This is a genomic window from Stenotrophomonas sp. STEN022, from assembly GCF_056760155.1.
In genome coordinates this window covers 1-19,260 of the sequence record NZ_JBRREG010000067.1, presented here as the reverse complement: position 1 = coordinate 19,260, position 19,260 = coordinate 1, and the positions used below count along the sequence as shown (strand labels likewise).

Annotated in this window: 16 protein-coding genes and 3 tRNA genes; 3 read left to right on the top strand and 16 right to left on the bottom strand. The window is 59.9% G+C overall.

Annotated features, from left to right (window positions below; genetic code table 11):
* Positions 1 to 54: 54 nt before the first annotated feature.
* The 9 genes from pheS to uvrB form a co-directional block, all read right to left on the bottom strand.
* Positions 55 to 1,050: a phenylalanine--tRNA ligase subunit alpha gene (gene pheS / locus ACVOMF_RS14160; protein WP_296253773.1), complete on the bottom strand. Its 996-nt coding sequence runs from the start codon at positions 1,048 to 1,050 to the stop codon at positions 55 to 57.
* A 200-nt stretch (positions 1,051 to 1,250) separates the two neighbouring features.
* Complete coding sequence (gene rplT / locus ACVOMF_RS14155) at positions 1,251 to 1,610, bottom strand: 50S ribosomal protein L20 (RefSeq protein ID WP_054657697.1); 360 nt, start codon at positions 1,608 to 1,610, stop codon at positions 1,251 to 1,253.
* Positions 1,611 to 1,620: 10 nt separating this feature from the next.
* Positions 1,621 to 1,818, bottom strand: a complete 198-nt coding sequence (gene rpmI, locus ACVOMF_RS14150) for a 50S ribosomal protein L35 (RefSeq protein ID WP_002811096.1) — start codon at positions 1,816 to 1,818, stop codon at positions 1,621 to 1,623.
* A 286-nt stretch (positions 1,819 to 2,104) separates the two neighbouring features.
* A complete protein-coding gene (infC, locus tag ACVOMF_RS14145; protein ID WP_282265677.1) occupies positions 2,105 to 2,629 on the bottom strand; it encodes a translation initiation factor IF-3 in 525 nt (174 codons plus the stop codon).
* A gap of 68 nt (positions 2,630 to 2,697) precedes the next feature.
* Positions 2,698 to 4,602, bottom strand: a complete 1,905-nt coding sequence (gene thrS, locus ACVOMF_RS14140) for a threonine--tRNA ligase (protein WP_481509864.1) — start codon at positions 4,600 to 4,602, stop codon at positions 2,698 to 2,700.
* 506 nt (positions 4,603 to 5,108) lie between these two features.
* Positions 5,109 to 6,236 (bottom strand): agmatine deiminase family protein, encoded by a 1,128-nt coding sequence (locus ACVOMF_RS14135; RefSeq protein WP_481509863.1) that lies wholly within the window; start codon positions 6,234 to 6,236, stop codon positions 5,109 to 5,111.
* Positions 6,237 to 6,615: 379 nt separating this feature from the next.
* A tRNA-Val gene (locus ACVOMF_RS14130) sits at positions 6,616 to 6,690 on the bottom strand.
* 115 nt (positions 6,691 to 6,805) lie between these two features.
* Positions 6,806 to 6,880 (bottom strand) — tRNA-Val (locus tag ACVOMF_RS14125).
* A 97-nt stretch (positions 6,881 to 6,977) separates the two neighbouring features.
* Entirely contained in the window at positions 6,978 to 8,993 is a 2,016-nt protein-coding gene (gene uvrB, locus ACVOMF_RS14120) for an excinuclease ABC subunit UvrB (protein WP_481509862.1), read from the bottom strand.
* 151 nt (positions 8,994 to 9,144) lie between these two features.
* Here uvrB and ACVOMF_RS14115 point away from each other — a divergent pair, with 151 nt between their 5' ends.
* Both ACVOMF_RS14115 and ACVOMF_RS14110 read left to right on the top strand, forming a co-directional pair.
* A complete protein-coding gene (locus ACVOMF_RS14115) occupies positions 9,145 to 9,705 on the top strand; it encodes a GspH/FimT family pseudopilin (protein ID WP_481509861.1) in 561 nt (186 codons plus the stop codon).
* Between the two features lie 49 nt (positions 9,706 to 9,754).
* A tRNA-Asn gene (locus tag ACVOMF_RS14110) sits at positions 9,755 to 9,831 on the top strand.
* 107 nt (positions 9,832 to 9,938) lie between these two features.
* Here ACVOMF_RS14110 and ACVOMF_RS14105 read toward each other — a convergent pair.
* Genes ACVOMF_RS14105 through ACVOMF_RS14080 form a run of 6 tightly spaced genes read right to left on the bottom strand, consistent with a single transcriptional unit; the run spans position 9,939 to position 16,535 of the window.
* Entirely contained in the window at positions 9,939 to 10,352 is a 414-nt protein-coding gene (locus ACVOMF_RS14105) for a type IV pilin protein (RefSeq protein WP_481509860.1), read from the bottom strand.
* A 17-nt stretch (positions 10,353 to 10,369) separates the two neighbouring features.
* Positions 10,370 to 13,945: a pilus assembly protein gene (locus tag ACVOMF_RS14100; RefSeq protein ID WP_481509859.1), complete on the bottom strand. Its 3,576-nt coding sequence runs from the start codon at positions 13,943 to 13,945 to the stop codon at positions 10,370 to 10,372.
* 11 nt (positions 13,946 to 13,956) lie between these two features.
* A complete protein-coding gene (locus ACVOMF_RS14095; protein ID WP_481509858.1) occupies positions 13,957 to 14,505 on the bottom strand; it encodes a pilus assembly PilX family protein in 549 nt (182 codons plus the stop codon).
* Complete coding sequence (locus ACVOMF_RS14090) at positions 14,502 to 15,521, bottom strand: PilW family protein (protein ID WP_481509857.1); 1,020 nt, start codon at positions 15,519 to 15,521, stop codon at positions 14,502 to 14,504. The genes ACVOMF_RS14095 and ACVOMF_RS14090 overlap by 4 nt, the downstream gene beginning before the upstream one ends.
* Positions 15,518 to 15,964 (bottom strand): type IV pilus modification protein PilV, encoded by a 447-nt coding sequence (gene pilV, locus ACVOMF_RS14085; RefSeq protein ID WP_481509856.1) that lies wholly within the window; start codon positions 15,962 to 15,964, stop codon positions 15,518 to 15,520. The genes ACVOMF_RS14090 and pilV overlap by 4 nt, the downstream gene beginning before the upstream one ends.
* A gap of 1 nt (position 15,965) precedes the next feature.
* Complete coding sequence (locus ACVOMF_RS14080) at positions 15,966 to 16,535, bottom strand: GspH/FimT family pseudopilin (RefSeq protein ID WP_481509855.1); 570 nt, start codon at positions 16,533 to 16,535, stop codon at positions 15,966 to 15,968.
* Positions 16,536 to 16,622: 87 nt separating this feature from the next.
* On the opposite strand from ACVOMF_RS14080, the gene ACVOMF_RS14075 reads away from it, so the two are divergent.
* A complete protein-coding gene (locus ACVOMF_RS14075) occupies positions 16,623 to 17,669 on the top strand; it encodes a sensor histidine kinase (RefSeq protein WP_481509854.1) in 1,047 nt (348 codons plus the stop codon).
* 3 nt (positions 17,670 to 17,672) lie between these two features.
* Here the strand turns inward: ACVOMF_RS14075 and ppnN are convergent, their stop codons facing one another.
* A complete protein-coding gene (gene ppnN / locus ACVOMF_RS14070) occupies positions 17,673 to 19,061 on the bottom strand; it encodes a nucleotide 5'-monophosphate nucleosidase PpnN (RefSeq protein WP_481509853.1) in 1,389 nt (462 codons plus the stop codon).
* Positions 19,062 to 19,260: the final 199 nt, after the last annotated feature.

The following is a 19,260-nucleotide window of genomic DNA, read 5'->3' as shown; positions in this document are numbered from 1 at the left end:
GTTATTGAGCGGATCAGGAGCTGCCGAGCATGGCTCGGCACTACAGCTGCTCGTTTACGCGAACTGCTTCAGGAAACGGACGTCGTTTTCGAAGAAGGCGCGCAGATCGTTGACGCCGTAACGCAGCATCGCGAAACGCTCCACGCCCAGGCCGAAAGCGAAGCCGGTGTAACGCTCCGGATCGATACCAACCGACTTCAACACGTTCGGATGGACCATGCCGCAGCCCAGCACTTCCAGCCAGCGGGTGCTGCCATCGGGCTGCTGCCAGGCGATGTCCACTTCCGCACCCGGCTCCACGAACGGGAAGTAGCTCGGGCGGAAACGCATCTCGAAATCGCGCTCGAAGAACGCACGCACGAACTCGGACAAGGTGCCCTTGAGGTCGGCGAAGTTGGAGTGCTCGTCCACCAGCAGGCCTTCGACCTGATGGAACATAGGCGAGTGGGTCTGGTCGCTGTCGCTGCGGTACACCTTGCCGGCCGCGATCATGCGCAGCGGCGGCTTGTGGTCGCCCATGTAGCGCACCTGCACACCAGAGGTATGCGTGCGCAGCAGACGGCCGTCGCCGAAGTAGAAGGTGTCGTGCATGGCGCGCGCCGGGTGGTGCGGCGGGAAGTTCAGCGCCTCGAAGTTGTGCCAGTCGTCTTCGATTTCCGGGCCTTCGGACAGTTCGTAACCGAGGCGGGCGAAGATTTCGGTAATGCGCTCCAGGGTGCGCGTGACCGGGTGCAAGCCGCCGCGCTCGCCATGACGGCCCGGCAGGGTGACGTCGATGCTTTCAGAGGCCAGACGTGCATCCAGCGCGGCGTTTTCCAGCAGCGTCTTGCGCTCACCCAACGCGGAGGACACGGCGTCGCGCGCGATGTTGATCGCCTCGCCCGCCGCCTTGCGCTCGTCGGCCGGCAATGCGCCAAGCTGCTTGAGCTGGGCAGTGATGCTGCCGCTCTTGCCCAACAGCGAAACACGCAGGTTTTCCAGCGTTTCCGGGCTCTGCGCCGCGGCCACATCGGCCAGCGCCTGCGCGGTCAAGGATTGGATGTCACTCATGGGATCGACGAAACCTCTGGCCGGCTTGCCTACGCGGTACGCGCCGGGCCGACCCCCGTCGCCACCAGTGGCTGACCGCCGCGCAACCATCGGCAGCGGCAACCAGCACAAAAAAGAATGGGGAAGGACTTGCGCCCTTCCCCATGCATTGTCTCACCACAGCCGCTGCGCGTGAACGCTACAACTGCTGCAGGAAGAACTTATGCCGCCAGTGCGCCCTTGGCCTTTTCTGCCAGAGCGGCAAAACCGGCTGCGTCGTGCACGGCGATATCAGCCAGAACCTTACGGTCCAGGGTGATACCAGCCTTCAGCAGGCCGTTCATGAAACGGCTGTAGCTCAGGCCGTTGATGCGGGCAGCCGCATTGATGCGGGTGATCCACAGCGAACGGAAATTGCGCTTCTTCTGCTTACGGCCAATGTAGGCGTACTGCTGTGCCTTGATGACTGCCTGCTTGGCAACGCGGAAGACCTTGCGACGGGCGTTGTAATAGCCCTTGGCGAGATCCAATACTTTCTTGTGGCGGCGGCGCGCCTGCACACCACGCTTTACTCGTGCCATGGTTCAGTCCTCAGAGGTAGGGAAGCATACGGTCCAGACGGCCTGCGTCTTCTGCGCGGACGTGATTCGTCTGACGCAGGTTACGCTTCCGCTTGGTCGCTTTCTTCGTGAGGATGTGGCTACGGTTGGCGTGACCGCACTTGTACTTGCCGGAGGCGGTCTTGCGGAAACGCTTGGCCGCCGCCCGGTTGGTCTTGATCTTGGGCATTGCTATGTCCTTGATGGTCTCTTTACTGACTGGGCGGTGGGCTGACCCACACTTTCCATCCTTGCCCTTGTCTGTCAAAAGCCCGCGCTCCCACTGGAGGCAGGCAGGTCCTGGGGTGAAGCAAACAACAAACCCGGCGAACCGGGCCGCCCATTATGCCTTGTGCACCAGCCACTTGCAAACCGCAAGCGGGCTGGCACTCAAATTGGCTGAACAGGCATGCAAACAGGGAGGTAGCCGAAGCCCCTCCCTGTTCAGCAAAGCAGCAGGCCCGTGGGCCGACGGCTTACTTCTTCTTCGGCGCGATCATCATGACCATCTGCCGGCCTTCCAGGCGCGGACGGGACTCGATCACGATTTCCTCACCCAGATCAGCCTCGATCCGGTTGGCCATCTCGCGACCCAGTTCCTGATGGCTCATTTCGCGGCCACGGAAGCGGATGTTGACCTTGATCTTGTCGCCGTCCTCGAGGAAACGACGCATGTTGCGCAGCTTGATCTGGTAGTCGCCCTCGTCCGTGACCGGACGAAACTTCACTTCCTTGATCTCGACCTGCTTGGTCTTCTTCTTGGCCTCGTTGGCCTTCTTCTGCATCTCGAACTTGAACTTGCCGAAGTCCATGATCTTGCAGACAGGCGGATCGGCCTGGGGCTGGATTTCAACCAGGTCCAGGCCTTCATCTTCGGCCATGGACAGCGCTTCGTCGCGCGACAACACGCCAATCATTTCACCGTCACTGCCGATCACGCGTACGCGCGGCACCCGGATTTCCTGATTACGGCGGTTCTGTTTGTTGTCAGGGATACTGATATTGCAATCTCCAAGTGGATTAGTACCGGCCCTGCGGAGTGTCCGCCGGGGCCGGGGCCCTACTTACTTCAATGCTTCAATTCTGCCTGCAGCCGCTCAACGAAGGCCTGAACCGACATCGAACCAAGGTCTTCACCGGACCGCGTGCGTACCGCCACGGCCCCGTTCTCCTTCTCGCGGTCGCCCACGACCAGCAGGTACGGTACGCGCTGCAGCGTATGCTCGCGAATCTTATAGCCGATCTTCTCGTTGCGCAAATCGGCGTCAACCCGGAAGCCTTGATTTGCAAGGCTTTTGCGAACTTCGTCGACATAATCGGCCTGGGCGTCGGTGATATTGGCCACCACCACCTGCACCGGCGCCAGCCAGGTCGGGAACGCGCCGGCGTGCTGCTCGATCAGAATGCCCAGGAAACGCTCCATCGAGCCCACGATCGCACGGTGCAGCATCACCGGATGGCGCTTCTGGCTGTTCTCGTCCACGTATTCAGCACCGAGGCGGCCCGGCATCATGAAGTCGACCTGCATGGTGCCAAGCTGCCAGGTACGGCCGATGGCGTCCTTCAGGTGGTACTCGATCTTCGGGCCGTAGAAGGCGCCCTCGCCCGGCAGCTCCTGCCATTCGACGCCGCAGCTGGACAGCGCGGTGCGCAGCGCGCCCTCGGCCTTGTCCCAGGTCTCGTCGTCACCCAGGCGTGATTCCGGACGCAGCGCGATCTTGATCTGGATTTCCTCGAAACCGAACGCCTTGTACACCGCCAGCGCCTGCTGGTGGAAAGCCGTCACTTCGGCTTCGACCTGGCTCTCGGTGCAGAAGATGTGGCCATCGTCCTGGGTGAAACCACGCACGCGCAGGATGCCGTGCAGCGCGCCGGACGGCTCGTTGCGATGGCAGGCGCCGAACTCGCCGTAGCGAATCGGCAGGTCGCGATAGCTGTGCAGACCCTGGTTGAACAGCTGCACGTGGCCCGGGCAGTTCATCGGCTTCAGCGCATAGGTACGCTTCTCCGACTCGGTGAAGAACATGTTGTCCTGGTAGTTATCCCAGTGACCGGACTTCTTCCACAGGCTCACGTCGAGGATCTGCGGGCAACGCACTTCGCCGTAACCACTCTGGCGGTAGACATTGCGCATGTACTGCTCGACGACCTGCCAGATCGACCAACCCTTCGGGTGCCAGAACACCAGGCCCGGCGCCTCTTCCTGCAGGTGGAACAGGTCCTGCTGCTTGCCGATGCGGCGGTGGTCGCGCATTTCAGCTTCTTCGATGCGCTTGATATAGGCCTCGAGCTGCTTCTTGTCGGCCCAGGCAGTGCCGTAGATGCGCTGCAGCTGCTCGTTCTTGGCATCGCCACGCCAGTACGCACCGGAGATGCGCATCAGCTTGAAGGACTTCAGGAAGCGCGTGTTCGGCACGTGCGGGCCGCGGCACATGTCCACGTATTCCTGGTGGTAGTACATGCCCATCGCGGTGATGTCGTCGGACATGTCTTCGATCAGGCGCAGCTTGTAGTCCTCGCCACGCGCCTTGAAGATTTCGACCACTTCCGCGCGCGGCGTGACCTTCTTGATCACGTCATAGTCCTGCGCGATCAGCTCGCCCATGCGCTTCTCGATCGCCGCCATGTCTTCCGGCGTGAACGGGCGCTCGTTGTAGATGTCGTAGTAGAAGCCTTCGGCGATGACCGGACCGATCACCATCTTGGCCTCCGGATACAGCTGCTTCACGGCATGGCCGACCAGGTGGGCGCAGGAGTGGCGGATGATTTCCACGCCCTCCTCGTCCTTGGCGGTGATGATGCGCAGCGAAGCGTCGTGATCGATCACGTCGCTGGCATCCACCTGCACGCCATCCACGGCGCCGGCAATGGTGGCCTTGGCCAAGCCCGCACCAATGGACTGGGCAACGTCCATGACGCTGACCGGGTTTTCGAACTGACGGACGCTGCCGTCTGGAAGAGTGATGTTGATCATGGGATTCACCAAAGGTCACGACCCGCCGGGCGGGCTGGAAACAACGCCAACAGGCGCGATTTCACGGGATTCACGGAATTCTGGGCAATAAAAAAGCGCCACGACGGCGCCTGCAACAGGGCGGTGGCGGAGATCAGTAGTGGGCGATGGTAGTGCTCATGTCACACGCTCGGCCGGCGCTTTGCGCGGGCCACCTCGATTGCCTAATGGGTTGTTGTGGAGATAGTAAACCAATCGGGGCAAACCTGCTCTGGGGCTTTCCGCGCAGCCATCCCACCTTAAGCGACAGAAGCCTGAACGCCGGCATCCGCAGCCGGATTTCAGCAGAATGAAGGCGCCCCAGCAACGCCACCTCGGACCACCCCGAAAGCCCGGCAAAACCCGTAAAACCGGCAATCACGGGAAGGCCCCGATGGCCACCTGCGGTCAGCAACCGACGACCCAATCAGCCGACCCCATCGAAGCGGCCGGACACCCACGGATCCTCAATGCCCAGCCACGCCCAACTACCGCCGTGCCCCACCAGAAACCGGAAGATTCTTGCTCACACAATGAATGCCGCCGCCACCGGCCGCGATCGGGTCGATATTGAGCTGGACGATCTCGCGTCCCGGATAGAGCGACTTCAGCAGATCCCTGCAGCGCGTATCCGCCTCGGCATCACCGAACTCGGGAGCGATGACCGCACCATTGATCGGCAGGAAATTGATGTAACCAGCCGCATAGTCAGCCTCACGCGTATACATGTTGTCGCGCGGCTCCTGCGGTGGCGACAGCGTATGCACCTGCAGACGCCGCCCGGACGCATCGGTGGCCGCATTGAGAATCTCCAGATGACGGCGGGTGACCGCGAAATCATAGGACTCTGGGTCATTGTCGAGATTGGCGATGACCACGCCCGGCTCCGCGAATCGGGCATAGAAATCAACATGGGCATCGGTGATGTCCTGCCCCTTGATTCCCGGCAACCAGATGATCTTGCGCAGGCCGAGCAGCGACTTCAGCTCATCTTCGATCTGTGCACGACTCATGCCCGGGTTACGGTTGTCGTTGACCCAGCAACTCTCGGTGATGATGGCCGTGCCATCACCGTCCACCTCGATGCCACCACCTTCGCCGGTGAGGCGACTGCGTATATAGCGTGCGTGCAGATCCGTGCTCAAGGTTTTCGCCACGGCGGTATCACCCGCGAAGGCCTGCTTGCGCCCCCAGCCATTGAAGTTGAAATCAACCAGCCCGAGCTGCGCATCGCGCCCGAGCACGAAGCAGCCACCGTAGTCGCGCACCCAGATGTCATCCAGCGGCATCGGCATGTAGCGGATATTGGTGGTTCCACAAGCCCGCCTGGCCTCAGCCTCCTGCGCCTGGCGACACAGAACGGTGACCGGCTGATAGCGGGCTATCGTCCTGGCAAGCAGCGCAACCGTCCTGTTCACCGGGCCAGCCCAGTCGCGCCAGACCGCCTTGGATGCGGCATAGGCGAGAAACACACGCTCCTGCGGCGCTTCCTCCGCAGGCACACGCCATTGCGGCTCGGCCATCGCCACCAACGGCGCGGACATGCCGATCTTCGCGGATGCCGCCACACCAACGCCAACAGAAAGCTGGGCAAGAAACTGCCTACGACTGGACATCACGCTACCTCAACGAAAGACCGGGAGTTCAACAGGGCAACCAAACAGCCCATGGGAATACGCCAACGGAATCAGGGCACACAGTATCCAGCCACCGCCAGCACCCGAGAACCACTCAGCGCCGGGCGAACAAATACTCCCGTGCAGCAGATGAAGATGCTGTCGCGACAGGCATGGCGAGAGGCCCATAGACGACACGGCCCCGCGCGCACAATCCTGCGCGCTGCGAACCGCGCATGAACAATGACCACAGAGGGTTCCGCAGAACCAAAGAGACACCCGGATCTGCCGGGCAAACGGAGCGTAGATGCAAGGCCAGATGGCCCGACTCGTCCGTCATGTAAATCCACCGAAACCGCTGTTGACGCCTGGTTTCAAGTGGTGGGCGGTACAGGGTTCGAACCTGTGACCCCTACCATGTCAAGGTAGTGCTCTACCGCTGAGCTAACCGCCCGTTTGAAGCCTTTCTACGTCACAAGGGCCGAATCAGCCACACCGCAACGCATAACATCACCTGGAAACAAAAAACCCGGCCGACGCCGGGCTTTCGTGGCCACTTCCCGAGGAAGTGGTGGGCGGTACAGGGTTCGAACCTGTGACCCCTACCATGTCAAGGTAGTGCTCTACCGCTGAGCTAACCGCCCGTCTCAGCAACAATTTCTTCGCTGCGAGGGCGCGTATCTTAACCCTGCTCTTCACGAAGAACAACCGTTTTCTGGAAATATTTCACACCGGGCCGGCTCAGCCCAGATTCGCCTCCTTCAGGCGATGGATCTGGTCGCGTATACGTGCGGCATCCTCGAACTCCAGGTCACGGGCGTGCTGGTACATCGTCTGCTCCAGCTCTTTGAGGCGCGCCGCCAGCTTGGCCGGCTCCAGCGGCAGGTAATCCGCCTCGGGCTCGGCCACGCGACGACCCTTGCCCTTGGCACTGGACTTGGGCGAGCTTTCTTCATGCGCACCTTCCAGGATGTCGACGATGGGCCGCATCACCGACTGCGGCACGATGCCGTGCACCTCGTTGTATTCCACCTGCTTCTGCCGGCGTCGATCCGTCTCATCGATCGCCGCCTGCATCGAGCGCGTGATCTTGTCGGCATACAGGATCGCCTTGCCGCGCACATTGCGCGCCGCACGACCGATGGTCTGGATCAGCGAGCCGGTTGAACGCAGGAAGCCTTCCTTGTCGGCATCGAGGATCGCGACCAGCGACACCTCAGGCATGTCCAGGCCTTCGCGCAGCAGGTTGATGCCAACCAGCACATCGAACTTGCCCAGGCGCAGGTCACGGATGATTTCCACGCGTTCGACCGTATCCACGTCCGAGTGCAGGTAGCGCACACGGATGCCGTGCTCACCCAGGTACTCGGTGAGGTTCTCGGCCATGCGCTTGGTCAGCGTGGTGACCAGCACGCGGTCGCCCATCTTGATGCGCTCGGTCGCCTGCGACATCAGATCATCGACCTGGGTACCGACCGGGCGGATCTCCACTTGCGGATCGATCAGGCCTGTCGGACGCACCACCAACTCGGTGATGTCATCGCCCGACTCGCGCAGTTCGTACGGACCCGGCGTCGCCGACACATAGATGGCACGCGGCGAACGCGCCTCCCACTCTTCGAAGCGCAGCGGACGGTTGTCCAACGCTGACGGCAGACGGAAGCCGAATTCGACCAGGGTCTCCTTGCGCGAACGGTCGCCCTTGTACATGGCACCAATCTGCGGAATGGTCACGTGCGATTCGTCGATGACCAACAATGCATCCGGCGGCAGGTAATCGAACAGGGTCGGCGGCGGATCACCGGCCGCCTTGCCGGTAAGGTGGCGCGAGTAGTTCTCGATGCCGTTGCAATAGCCAACCTCGGCCATCATTTCCAGATCGTACTGGGTTCGTTGCGCCAGGCGCTGCGCTTCGACCAGCTTGTTCTGCGCGTACAACTGCTCCAGTCGCTCCTTCAGCTCGACCTTGATGGTCTCGACCGCTGCCAGCACGCGCTCACGCGTGGTCGCGTAGTGGGTCTTCGGATAGATGGTGTAGCGCTGCATCTTGCGCAGGCTCTCGCCGGTCAGCGGATCGAACATACTCAGCTGCTCGATATCCCCATCGAACAACTCGATGCGCAGCGCCTCGCTGTCCAGCTCGGCCGGGAACACATCGATCACCTCACCGCGTACGCGGAAAGTACCGCGCTGCAGCTCGTACTCGTTGCGGGTGTACTGCAGCTGGGTCAGATGCTTGATCAGGTCACGCTGATCGATGCGCTCACCCTTGGACAGGATCAGACGCAGCGACAGATAGTCTTCCGGCGCACCGAGGCCATAGATGGCCGAAACCGTCGCCACCACGATCGCATCCGGCCGCGACAGCAAGGTCTTGGTCGCTGCCAGGCGCATCTGCTCGATGTGCTCGTTGATCGAACTGTCCTTCTCGATGAAGGTATCCGACGACGGCACATAGGCCTCGGGCTGGTAGTAATCGTAGTAACTGACGAAGTACTCCACCGCGTTGTTCGGGAAGAACGCCTTGAACTCACCGTACAACTGCGCAGCCAGGGTCTTGTTCGGCGCCATCACCAAGGTCGGGCGCTGCACCTGCTGAATCACATTGGCAATCGTGTAGGTCTTGCCCGAGCCAGTCACGCCCAGCAGGGTCTGCTTGGCGATGCCGGCCTCGAAGTTGGCCACCAGCTTTTCGATGGCGGCCGGCTGGTCGCCGGCGGGCGAATACGGCGATACGAGCTGGAAGCTGTCGGACATGGCGAGTAAGACCTGCGTGGACCACTCAGTATAGCCAGCCCTGAGAAGACGACGCGGCAAGGGCTAACCCCATGTTCAGCCACTCTCTCCGGCGACACCGCTGCTGCGGGCCTTTGGTGAGCATCACTGCTCACTCCCCGGACAACCGGCCATGCCAGCCTCCAGCCCACACCAGTCGCGTCAGCCAATTGCGCAGCAAGGCGGCGTCAGCATGGTCGAACTGCTTGTCTGCATCTGCGTGGTCGCCACGCTCGCCGGGATAGCAGCCACACAACTTGCGCCACTGCTTGAACGCAATCGCGTACTCGCCGCCAGCAACGCGGTGATGGCGCAGCTCTATCTAGCCAGGACGACAGCGGTGAACCGACGCACCGCAACCGTGCTCTGCCCATCCAGCAACGGCGTCCACTGCAGCAGTGGCGCCGACTGGACGCTGGAATGGCTGATATTTCTTGATGGCGACGGCAACGGCCGCCCCGACGCGGCGACCGACATCATCCGCGCCGATCCGCCACCGGTTTCTGGTGTGCAACTCTTCAGCACTGCTGGCAGAACCCGCATCCGTTACCTCCCTGACGGTCGCAGCAGCGGCTCAAATCTCACGCTATCCATCTGCAGCGACAACGGTGCCCTGCTCAGCAAGGTCGTGGTCAACAACGCAGGCCGGGCGCGTAGCCAGCGCGGCAGCAATGTCGCCAGATGCCCAAAGTAGTCCGAAGGTGTTGCAACAATCTGCAGGGCTAAGTAGAATGCGCCTCCCCGCCCGAATAGCTCAGCCGGTTAGAGCACTTGACTGTTAATCAGGGGGTCGTTGGTTCGAGTCCAACTTCGGGCGCCAAAATTTAAAACCTGCGAGCAATCGCAGGTTTTTTTTGCCGCGACTTTTTGAAGCCCCAAAACAGGACGGGCCGCAAAGCGGCCCGTCCATCAGCTTTCAGACAACAGTCAGAAGCACTTGCTCGTATCAGAGCCCGCCGATCCACTCACAGTTCGTGCACCAGTCTCACTGATAGTGAGCACACCGCACAGCGTGTCCTTCGACGACTGCGCGCCCTGCGGCGTTGCCGTGATCGTGAACGTAGTAGCGCCCGCAACCGGAACAATGGCGTAGTGGTCCTTGATCTCGTTCTGACAAGGCAGGCTGGTCGCGACCGGTGCCGAAGCATAACCATTGGCCGGACTGGTAGCGTATTGCCGCTCCATCAACTGCCCCCACTCCAACATGCAGCCAGCCGCAGCGACGCGACGCCCCTTGACCACGTGATTGATGTAGCTGGGGTAGGCGATGGCGGCAAGAATGCCGATCACCGCCACCACGATCATCAACTCAATCAACGTGAAACCTTTCTGTTTCGACATGTTCATATCCCCGCTGCTCATTCCGGAACGATTTCACGCCAGCTGATACGGCTTGGACGACCAATGGTAGGCGGATTGGTCCCGTCACTCTGGGTGCCACTGCTACCGTCACTGCCCGGACCCTGCCCGGTACCCACAGTCGCCAACGAACTGGTCATATTGACCTCGGTGGGCATACCACCTGCGACACCGATCGAGCCGATAACGCCACCATTCAATCCGGTTTGATCCGTGAAGTAGCCGCCACTCTTTGGACTGGTCCCCGTGAAAATATTGATGGCATTGATGTAACCCCTACCCGTAGCGCCATTGCAATCAACGCCCTCAGCAGGAATCTGCGATGCAAGATACATCGCAGAACCATACACCGTTGGTGCCGACGTCACCCGCTCGGGAATTGCCAGATCAATATACCAACCCTTCTTGTCAGCTGGCAGCGCGGAGTAAGTTTCGAATCCACGCGCATCCTTTCCGCTCGCCGTCTTGCCTGTGTAAGGAATGGTACGGGCCTGCAACTCGGAACGATTGGCAATGGTCGAGTTAGAGTCAATGATGCCGTAGATGCTCTGCACCTGGGTAGTAGTAGTCGCATTTGCGGGCACATCGCTGCTCGAAATGAACCTGCCCGTGCCGAATCCGACAAAAACATTGCCGGAAGTATCTCGGCCTACACCAAGACCGCCGGTTATCGGCTGAGGAGCCTTACCTGCATCCACGGCCTGGAACAACTTCACTGCGGTAGTGCTTGGCGTGTTGCCCTGGAAATCCCAGCGCCAGATATTACCCTTCAGGTCACCACCGTAAACGACGTCGATCTTACCGTCGCCATTCAGATCCGCCAGCCCGGTAGACATCAATCCATTACCGGTCCCGGTGTCAGCCACCAACTTTCGGGTTGCAACAATAGTGCCCGTCGGCGACAGCTCGTAGGCATAAAGCACGGCGGACCCGTTTGGACTATCAATACCATTGGGCACCAGCGCATAGGTCTTGCCTCCATTGCCGTTGCGAATACGGACTGCGCCCAGCACATAGCCCATATCCAAATCGTCGTCCGGAGTCGCGCTGGTTTTGGGCGTCTGGAACGTCTTGTCCCACAATACGTTGCTTGTACCCATTCTCGTTGAATCGGTTACGTCCAGGGCAAACACGCCGCGCCCACCCCGTCCCAACGCCGCCACCAATATGTTTTTTCCATTACCCTGATTGGCCCTGCTGGTCACATCTATCTGCCCATCGACAAAATAACGGTGCGTATAGGTCGTGGAACTCAGGCCAGCCATCGCCTCAAAATCAATACCCTTGGGCACGTACGAGAACAAAACCTTGCCATTGTCCGCATTGATCCCATGCAACATGCCATCATTGGCGCCGACGTACACCATCTTGTTGTCAGCGACAAACGCCGGCGACGAATCAACGATGTCACCAAATGGATAGGCACGAGTTCGCAAGTAGCCACCAGCCTTGGACTCCTCCTTGCTCTGATCACCACGCAGATAGGCGATATTATTATCGGCCGTAACCACATCAGCGGTTGCGGTGCGAGCAAAAACGCCGGTATTGGCCATGGCACTGGTGAAGAGCTGGGCGGTGCCATCCTTGCTGGTCAATATGGTCCGATCCTTGAACCCGCTCGCATTGACCCCACCACTGGCAAAGCTACTGGAAAGAGACCATAGCGGCGTATCGGAAACACCCGTCAAAGCTGCATTGAACGGACTGGCAATAAGATTGCCGATCCACGACACCGAGGTAAAGCCTGCCACGAAAGTCAGGGTTGCAGAATCGGTCTTGGTTGAGCTTGAGGCGATATTGGAACCAGAAGCACTGCGTTCATCGATCGATGCCAGCGCCGCGGACAGCGCATTCGCAAACTTCTCGGTATCGGTTGCAACGATGAAATCGCCCCGACCATTTATTGCTGCGTGCCAAAGATCATCAATGCGTTGCTTGCCGTCACTACTGCTCCACGAAGAATTCGTATATTTATCATTCCCCCAGACATCCGGAAACGGATTCGGTGACGCCAATTTGGGGTCAAAATTCCCTTGCAAACCGATTGACACACCAAAGGTCACCATATGCTGCCATGTCGCAGGATCTCGACTGCTGGGGCGAATCGAGTTCGGCATCCCGGACTCGGGGCGCATATCATTCTTCCAATAATAATACGCCACGTCAGCCAGCGAATATGCCGTTTCATCGGCATAGGGATAACCCGCACCGTAATCCACATTGCCCGCGCCATCACCAGCACTTTTACCGTCCGAATACTTTGCCAGATCCGCACCGACAAATCCGGACTTATTGTTCCAATATCCGTCAGTGGTCAGAATTGCATAATTCTGGCGACACACCAGCTTGTTTCCAGACGAATCCTTCCACGGATCATCGGTAGCAAAATAACGTGCGGCACGCTGCAGCGCACCATGCAACGGCGTACCGTCGTTCGCACCAGTACCCTGCAGTCGCGAGTAGAAATTCTCACGATTGGCACCTAGAAAAAGCCCGCCATCGGTATTTATGGCGATCGGAAGATTCGGCACACTACCTAAAACATTCTCGCGACTACCGCCACGGTTCCAGATCGTGTCATAGCCGACCCGATAATTTTTTCCAAGCTTTCCGAATGCCTCAGAAGCACCCGCCTTGGCCATTTTATTGCGAGTACGGTGATACTGGTACCAGTTGGCAAAATTCTGCAATTCGGCTTGCTGACTACGCCCGGTAGGAGTTTCATTCAACCAAAGCGAAGCCTGAACGTTATAACTAACATCAACAGAACTGTTGCTGGTGTTGTATAACCGGAGATAGATATTCGAATACCCACCGCTCAGCTCTACGCTCTTTGAGGAACTATTTGAATCATCGTAGCCAATCAGCGACTGACTACTGCAACTGCTATTTGAGTAGACATAGAGATTAGTGCTGCGATAACCCGAAAGGTTGACCTGCAGCTCACTCCAGCCCGAGGTAATCGGCACCGCAATGCAACTTGTATTCCCGTTCCTGGAAATTGAAACCGACTTATCCACGAGGCTTTGACTTTTGGAGAAGCGCTGCACCACGCCCTCCATATAGCTATCTGCAGCACTGGACACCCCGATGCGGTATTTCAAATAGTTGTTCGCATTAGTTCCTGGCGATGTGACATTCGCCTTGGGTATATAAAAGTAGGACTCCGAACTCCCCCGCAGATCCAGACTTCCATCCAACGAAGTAGTACTTGTCGAAACCTGCTTAAAATCAGCAGGTGAAAGCCTGTTGTTTACATCGACATTCGCTGTCCGCCAAGGCAGATAGGACTTAGCCGGATTATAGTACATCGTATTATTGACATACGACCGATCCGAGACATTGTCCGAGAGATTGCTCGAACTATCATTCGGCATTCGCAGATACGACATTGATCCAGAATCATCCAAGATCAACATAATATTCGGCGGCACCGAATCACCACCGGTAAGCAGCGGATAGGGCGGGAATGAAACCGCTTGCGCCGAGCCGGCAGCCATCATCGATACCAACATGGCGCCGAGACCGAGGCGGATATGCTCCGACAAACTGTTTTTGCAGAATGCAGTTTTCATGACGTGCCCCATCAGCGGCGATACAACGATTGGACGATCACCTCTGCACCCGTAGCAGTGGCAGCATAAGAGGTGATGCGAAAGACACTCTGCTCGCTCGTAGCAATGCAGGGCTTGGAAAGATCGATGCAGTCGGATGCACCACCACCATTGACGGAAGTACCGAAGTTCTCGATCACAAACCGCGGCGTGATACTGCCATTGACTGTACTTACTGCCGAGCCCTGCCGGAACTTACCATTGACCCAGAAGCTCGCCGCCGCCCAAGGCGCATCCGCATCGGGCAGCGGTGTCGCACACAGCCCATCATCATTACACCCGGAACTGGGGAACCCGAGGTTACCGTCGCGCGCCACGATCTCAGCCTGGCGCAGGCCCGCCTCCGCCGCCTGGAAAGCCATGGCTCGCGAAATGGTATTGGCTGCCATGCGCTCCTGCATGATGGCGCCACGCATGGAGGCCAGCCCCAACAAGGTGATCACCACCAGCATCATCAGCACCACGATCAACGCCGCACCTGACTGCCCGCCTCGCCCAAGTGCCCTGTATTGGTAATTCATTGAATGTCTTCCTGGTGATTACGGAGAACGATGAAGTCCTCCATGGTCCGCGACAGCACCGCGCCATCCACACCACGTCGGTCCGAATCGGTCATCGAGCCCTGCGCTGCCTGCAAGGTCATTACCAGGTGAATGGATGTCACCCGTCCCCAGCCAGCCGCAGCCTCGACCGCAGCGGCGTTGACATAGTTTGCTGCGCTGCCGATCTTGTAGCCCAAGGTCATTGCGGTAACACCTTCAGCGATCTCACTGCGGGCGCCTTGCACCGTGCGATACAGCGAAGAACCACCGCGTCCATTGTCAGCCACGGTCCAACCCGCCTCATAGGGAACAACCACGAACGCGGGCGAGCGGCCAATACCGCGCGGACAAGCAGTCACGTCCGCCGCCGTTGGGGTTGTGGCAATACGGAAACAATAACCAGGCCCAGAAACCGCCGCGCTGCATTGGCTGGCATCCGGCACTGGAGTAAAACCAGCGCCACAGTTCTTGCCCGCCGCATGCTGAACCGTCGCGCCGGAAACACCCGTAGCAGCAAACACGATTGCCTGATCAGTGTTGCACACCATCAGGGATTGATTGGCAACCAATCCTGCCGCCGTATTGAGGGTCAAGGCATCAGCCGGTCTCTTATGGTCCTGCACGCGGTACTCGCGCCCATTGGCCAAGTACAACGACACAGAATCATTCCCGCCACTGGTGCTACCAAATACCCCGTTGGCAAAACGCGCCCAGAACTGCGCGTCCGCACCGGTCATCTGGATCGTGATCGGATTGCTCGCATTGAAACGGGAGCATGGATTGACCCCTGCCTCGCGGATGTCACGGGCCATCATCTCAAACGCGGCGCGCTGGTTCTCCTGGATCCGGCCCACCGCTTCGGTGGAACCATAGACGCGGCGGTTGGACAAGAAAATACTGCCCGCTGCAGCCACGACCAGCAGGCCAAGCAACAGCGCAACCATCAACTCAATCAGCGTAAAACCGCGCTGCCGGCGGGAGCTCATGGCTTTCATAGGTTACTGGCCACCTCAACCTTCTGTTGGGCGTCGCCGCCAGTTGCGCGCGCGTCATTCCATTGCACACCAACTGTGCACCTCATCGTACTGGCAACGCAGACCACCCGCCCCATCGCATCCGGGGCCACTGTCCGCTGCAAACCCACGAGCCAGCCCGCCATGGTGCCGGGATCACCGCGAGTCCCTGCGACATAGATATTGGTGTTGTAGGTACCAAGATTGGCCCGATCAGCGCGGATGATGTCCATCATCGAATACGCCTGCAGCGCCGCCTGGGTACGTGCAGCCGAGCTGCCACTATTCTTCAGAGTGATGGCCTGCAATGCGGCGATACCGAGTACACCGATTGCCAGGATCAACACTGCAACCATCACCTCGATCATGCCGATGCCGCGCTGTTGCGCGAACCCGATCCTGCGCTTTCCGCCAGAGCTAGTCATATCAGATATCTCCCGGAGCCGAACAGCCAGCACCCGCGGCACGGCGCGTAGATGCAATGCGCACGACCGCTGCCGAAACGTCAACGGCGTTGTTACCACTCAAGTCGGCAGCGCATAGCGAAATGGTGCCGCTGGTCGCCCCACCCACCTGCACGAAGCCGGCGGACGAAAAACCAATCCGCGCGGCACCTGACACATTTGCACTGGGGACCAAACGCAGCGCGGGGTTCGCTGTTATCGAGCGCAACACCAAGGGAACGCCATTCTTCGTCGACAGCACGATCCAGCGCGAGCCCATGCTGCCCGAGCAGGTAGTACCATCATTGCTGGCGCACAGCACCGTACTGGAACGCCGCGCCAATGCCTCGGCACGTGCCAACTGCAAGGCGGCGATCATTTCATTGCTGCTGGAAACAAGTCGATTGTGACTGATCATCTTGCTGAAAGCGGGCACTGCGATCGCCCCCACAATCGCAATCACCGCGACCGTCACCATCATCTCGACCAGAGTGAAGCCCCTGGCGTGTGCCGCCCCTGCCCTGCAACCCCTTGCTGGCCGAAACCTGACCATGCGCAAGCTCCCCATATTGTCTAAGCTGACACGCTAAGCCAGCCCCCACGCCATAGCCAGCCCCTGCCGATGGACGGTAACTCATTCATGACCAATGGCAGCCCGCACTCCAGACCAACCGCTGGTCAAGCGATCACCCCGCTTGACGCCCTGTGGAAGGCACCGGCCATCACCTGGACGATCATCGCCGGCGAAGGCTTGGCCATCATCCTGGCACTGGCGCCGGAGATCAGCGGCAGTCGCTGGGTGTTGTTCGGGGTGCTTTCATTGATGGTGCAGTGGGTGTCACTGTCGGCACTGGGCGCGCTTTACCTGCTGCGCACCCCACTGTCCCGCCTCCCCCCTACCTGGGTAGCCAACATCACCCTGCTGCTGCTGGTGGTATGCAACCTGCTGGTCTGCGCCGCCTGCTGGTGGCTGCTCAAGGCCTTGTGGCCGATGTCGGAAAGCAACTGGCTATCCGCTCTACTGCGATTCACTGGCATCGTACTTACCTTCGGGCTGCTGGGTGTTGCCGCTTTCCAGAACCATTGGCGCGCCCGCCAACTTGCGGTGCGCACCAAGCAAGCCGAGCTTGAAGCCCTGCAGGCACGAATCCGCCCTCACTTCCTGTTCAATACGCTCAATACGGGCGCAGCGCTCGTGCACCAACGCCCGGAGGTTGTCGAACACCTCCTGCTGGATCTGGCCGACCTGTTCCGCGCCGCGCTTGCCGGGCCGCAGGAAATATCTTTGGCAGACGAAATCGCCCTGACCCAGCGTTACGTCGAGATCGAAAAGTTGCGCTTTGGTGAGCGCATGCGCATTTCCTGGGACGCCCCCTCACCACTGCCAGCCATCATGGTGCCCACGCTCTCCCTGCAACCACTGGTTGAGAACGCAATCCGCTACGGCATCGAACCATACGCAGAGGGCGGCGACGTGAACGTCACTGTGCGTCAGGAGATGAACCAGGTAAGGCTAACAATAGAGAACGCGTTGCCGCCGACCGGCTACGCACCGGTGCGTGGCGGCCACAAGGTTGGCCTGGAATCAGCCAAGGCCCGCATCCAGGCACTCACCGCAGGCTTGGGCGATGTGGCGACGCATTCCGCGAACGGTCGCCACATCACCACGATTACCCTACCCGGCTGATACTCAGGCAACTACCTGATAACACGGGCGGTACTCGCCCGAGATCTTCATCCGGCGCTGCTCCACGAACGCACGCAGCAACTCGTCCAACGCCTGCATCATCTCGGTATCACCATGGATCTTGAACGGACCGAATTCCTCGATCCGAGCCATGCTCTCTTCCTTCACGTTGCCGGCGACGATGCCAGAGAACGCCCGACGCAGGTCGGCGGCAAGGTCCGGAGCCGGACGCCCCTTGTGCAGATCCAGCCCTGCCATGGCCTCGTGCGTAGGCACGAACGGCTGCTGGTAGGCCAGCGGGATCTCCACCTGCCAGTTGTAGAAGAACGAGTCACGCTGCGCGAGACGGAACTCACGTACACGCTTGATGCCCTGTGACATCTTGCGCGCCACACCCACCGGATCACCCACGATGATCTCGTAGCGCTCGGCCGCCTTGTCACCCAGGGTCAAGCGAATGAAACGGTCGATCTGCTGGAAGTATGGCGCGGCGATGGCCGGGCCACTGAGGATCAGCGGGAACGGCAGGTCCTTGTTCTCCTCGCTCAGCAGGATACCGAGCAGGTACAGGATCTCTTCGGCGGTGCCGACGCCGCCCGGGAACACGATGATGCCGTGGCCGAGACGGACAAATGCCTCCAGGCGCTTCTCGATGTCCGGCATGATCACCAGATGGTTGACGATCGGGTTCGGCGACTCGGCGGCGATGATGCCCGGCTCGGTGATGCCGATGTAACGGGTATTGGTCTTGCGCTGCTTGGCGTGGGCAATGGTGGCGCCCTTCATTGGCCCCTTCATCGCACCCGGGCCGCAGCCGGTGCAGATGTCCAGCCCACGCAGGCCCAGCTCGTAACCGACCTGCTTGGTGTACAGGTATTCGTCACGCGAAATCGAGTGGCCACCCCAGCACACGACAAGATTCGGGTCGCTGGGCTGCAGGATGCGCGCATTGCGCAGCACGCCGAACACCGCATTGGTGATGCCGTCGGAGGTCTCCAGGTCGGAGGCGTATTCCGGCCCCAGCTCGATGGCCATATAGGCAAGGTCGCGCACCACCGAGAACAGCAGCTCGGCGATACCACGGATGATCTCGCCATCAACGAAGGCCACCGCCGGCGCATTGCTCAAGTCGATACGGACACCGCGATCCTGCTGGGTCACCTGTACATCGAAGTCCGGATACAGATCGCGCGCAGCGCGCGGGTCGTCCGAGGCGCTGCCACTGGTCAGCACCGCCAGCGCACATCGCCGCAGCAGTTCATGCATGCCGCCGCCGGAAGCGTCGCGCAACCGCGCCACTTCTGCCCGCGACAACACATCCAGACCACCGCGCGGATAAATACGTGCGTCCTGCACCGGCAGCGCCCTCGCTGCCACCTCATTCTTGGTCATTTCCACAACTGCTCCTTCCTCTTTGGCGATCGACTTTAGCGCTCCCCCCATTAAAAAGAAAACGGCCGGGTTACCCCGGCCGTGTTGGGGTTTCATGCGGTGCATGAAACGGTCAGGGCTGGTTGCGGGTGGCCAGGTGGAGCGCCCCCTGCGCGGGGCCCCGGGTGTTCCCCTCGGGGGGGGCGGTGGGGGGCGGCGG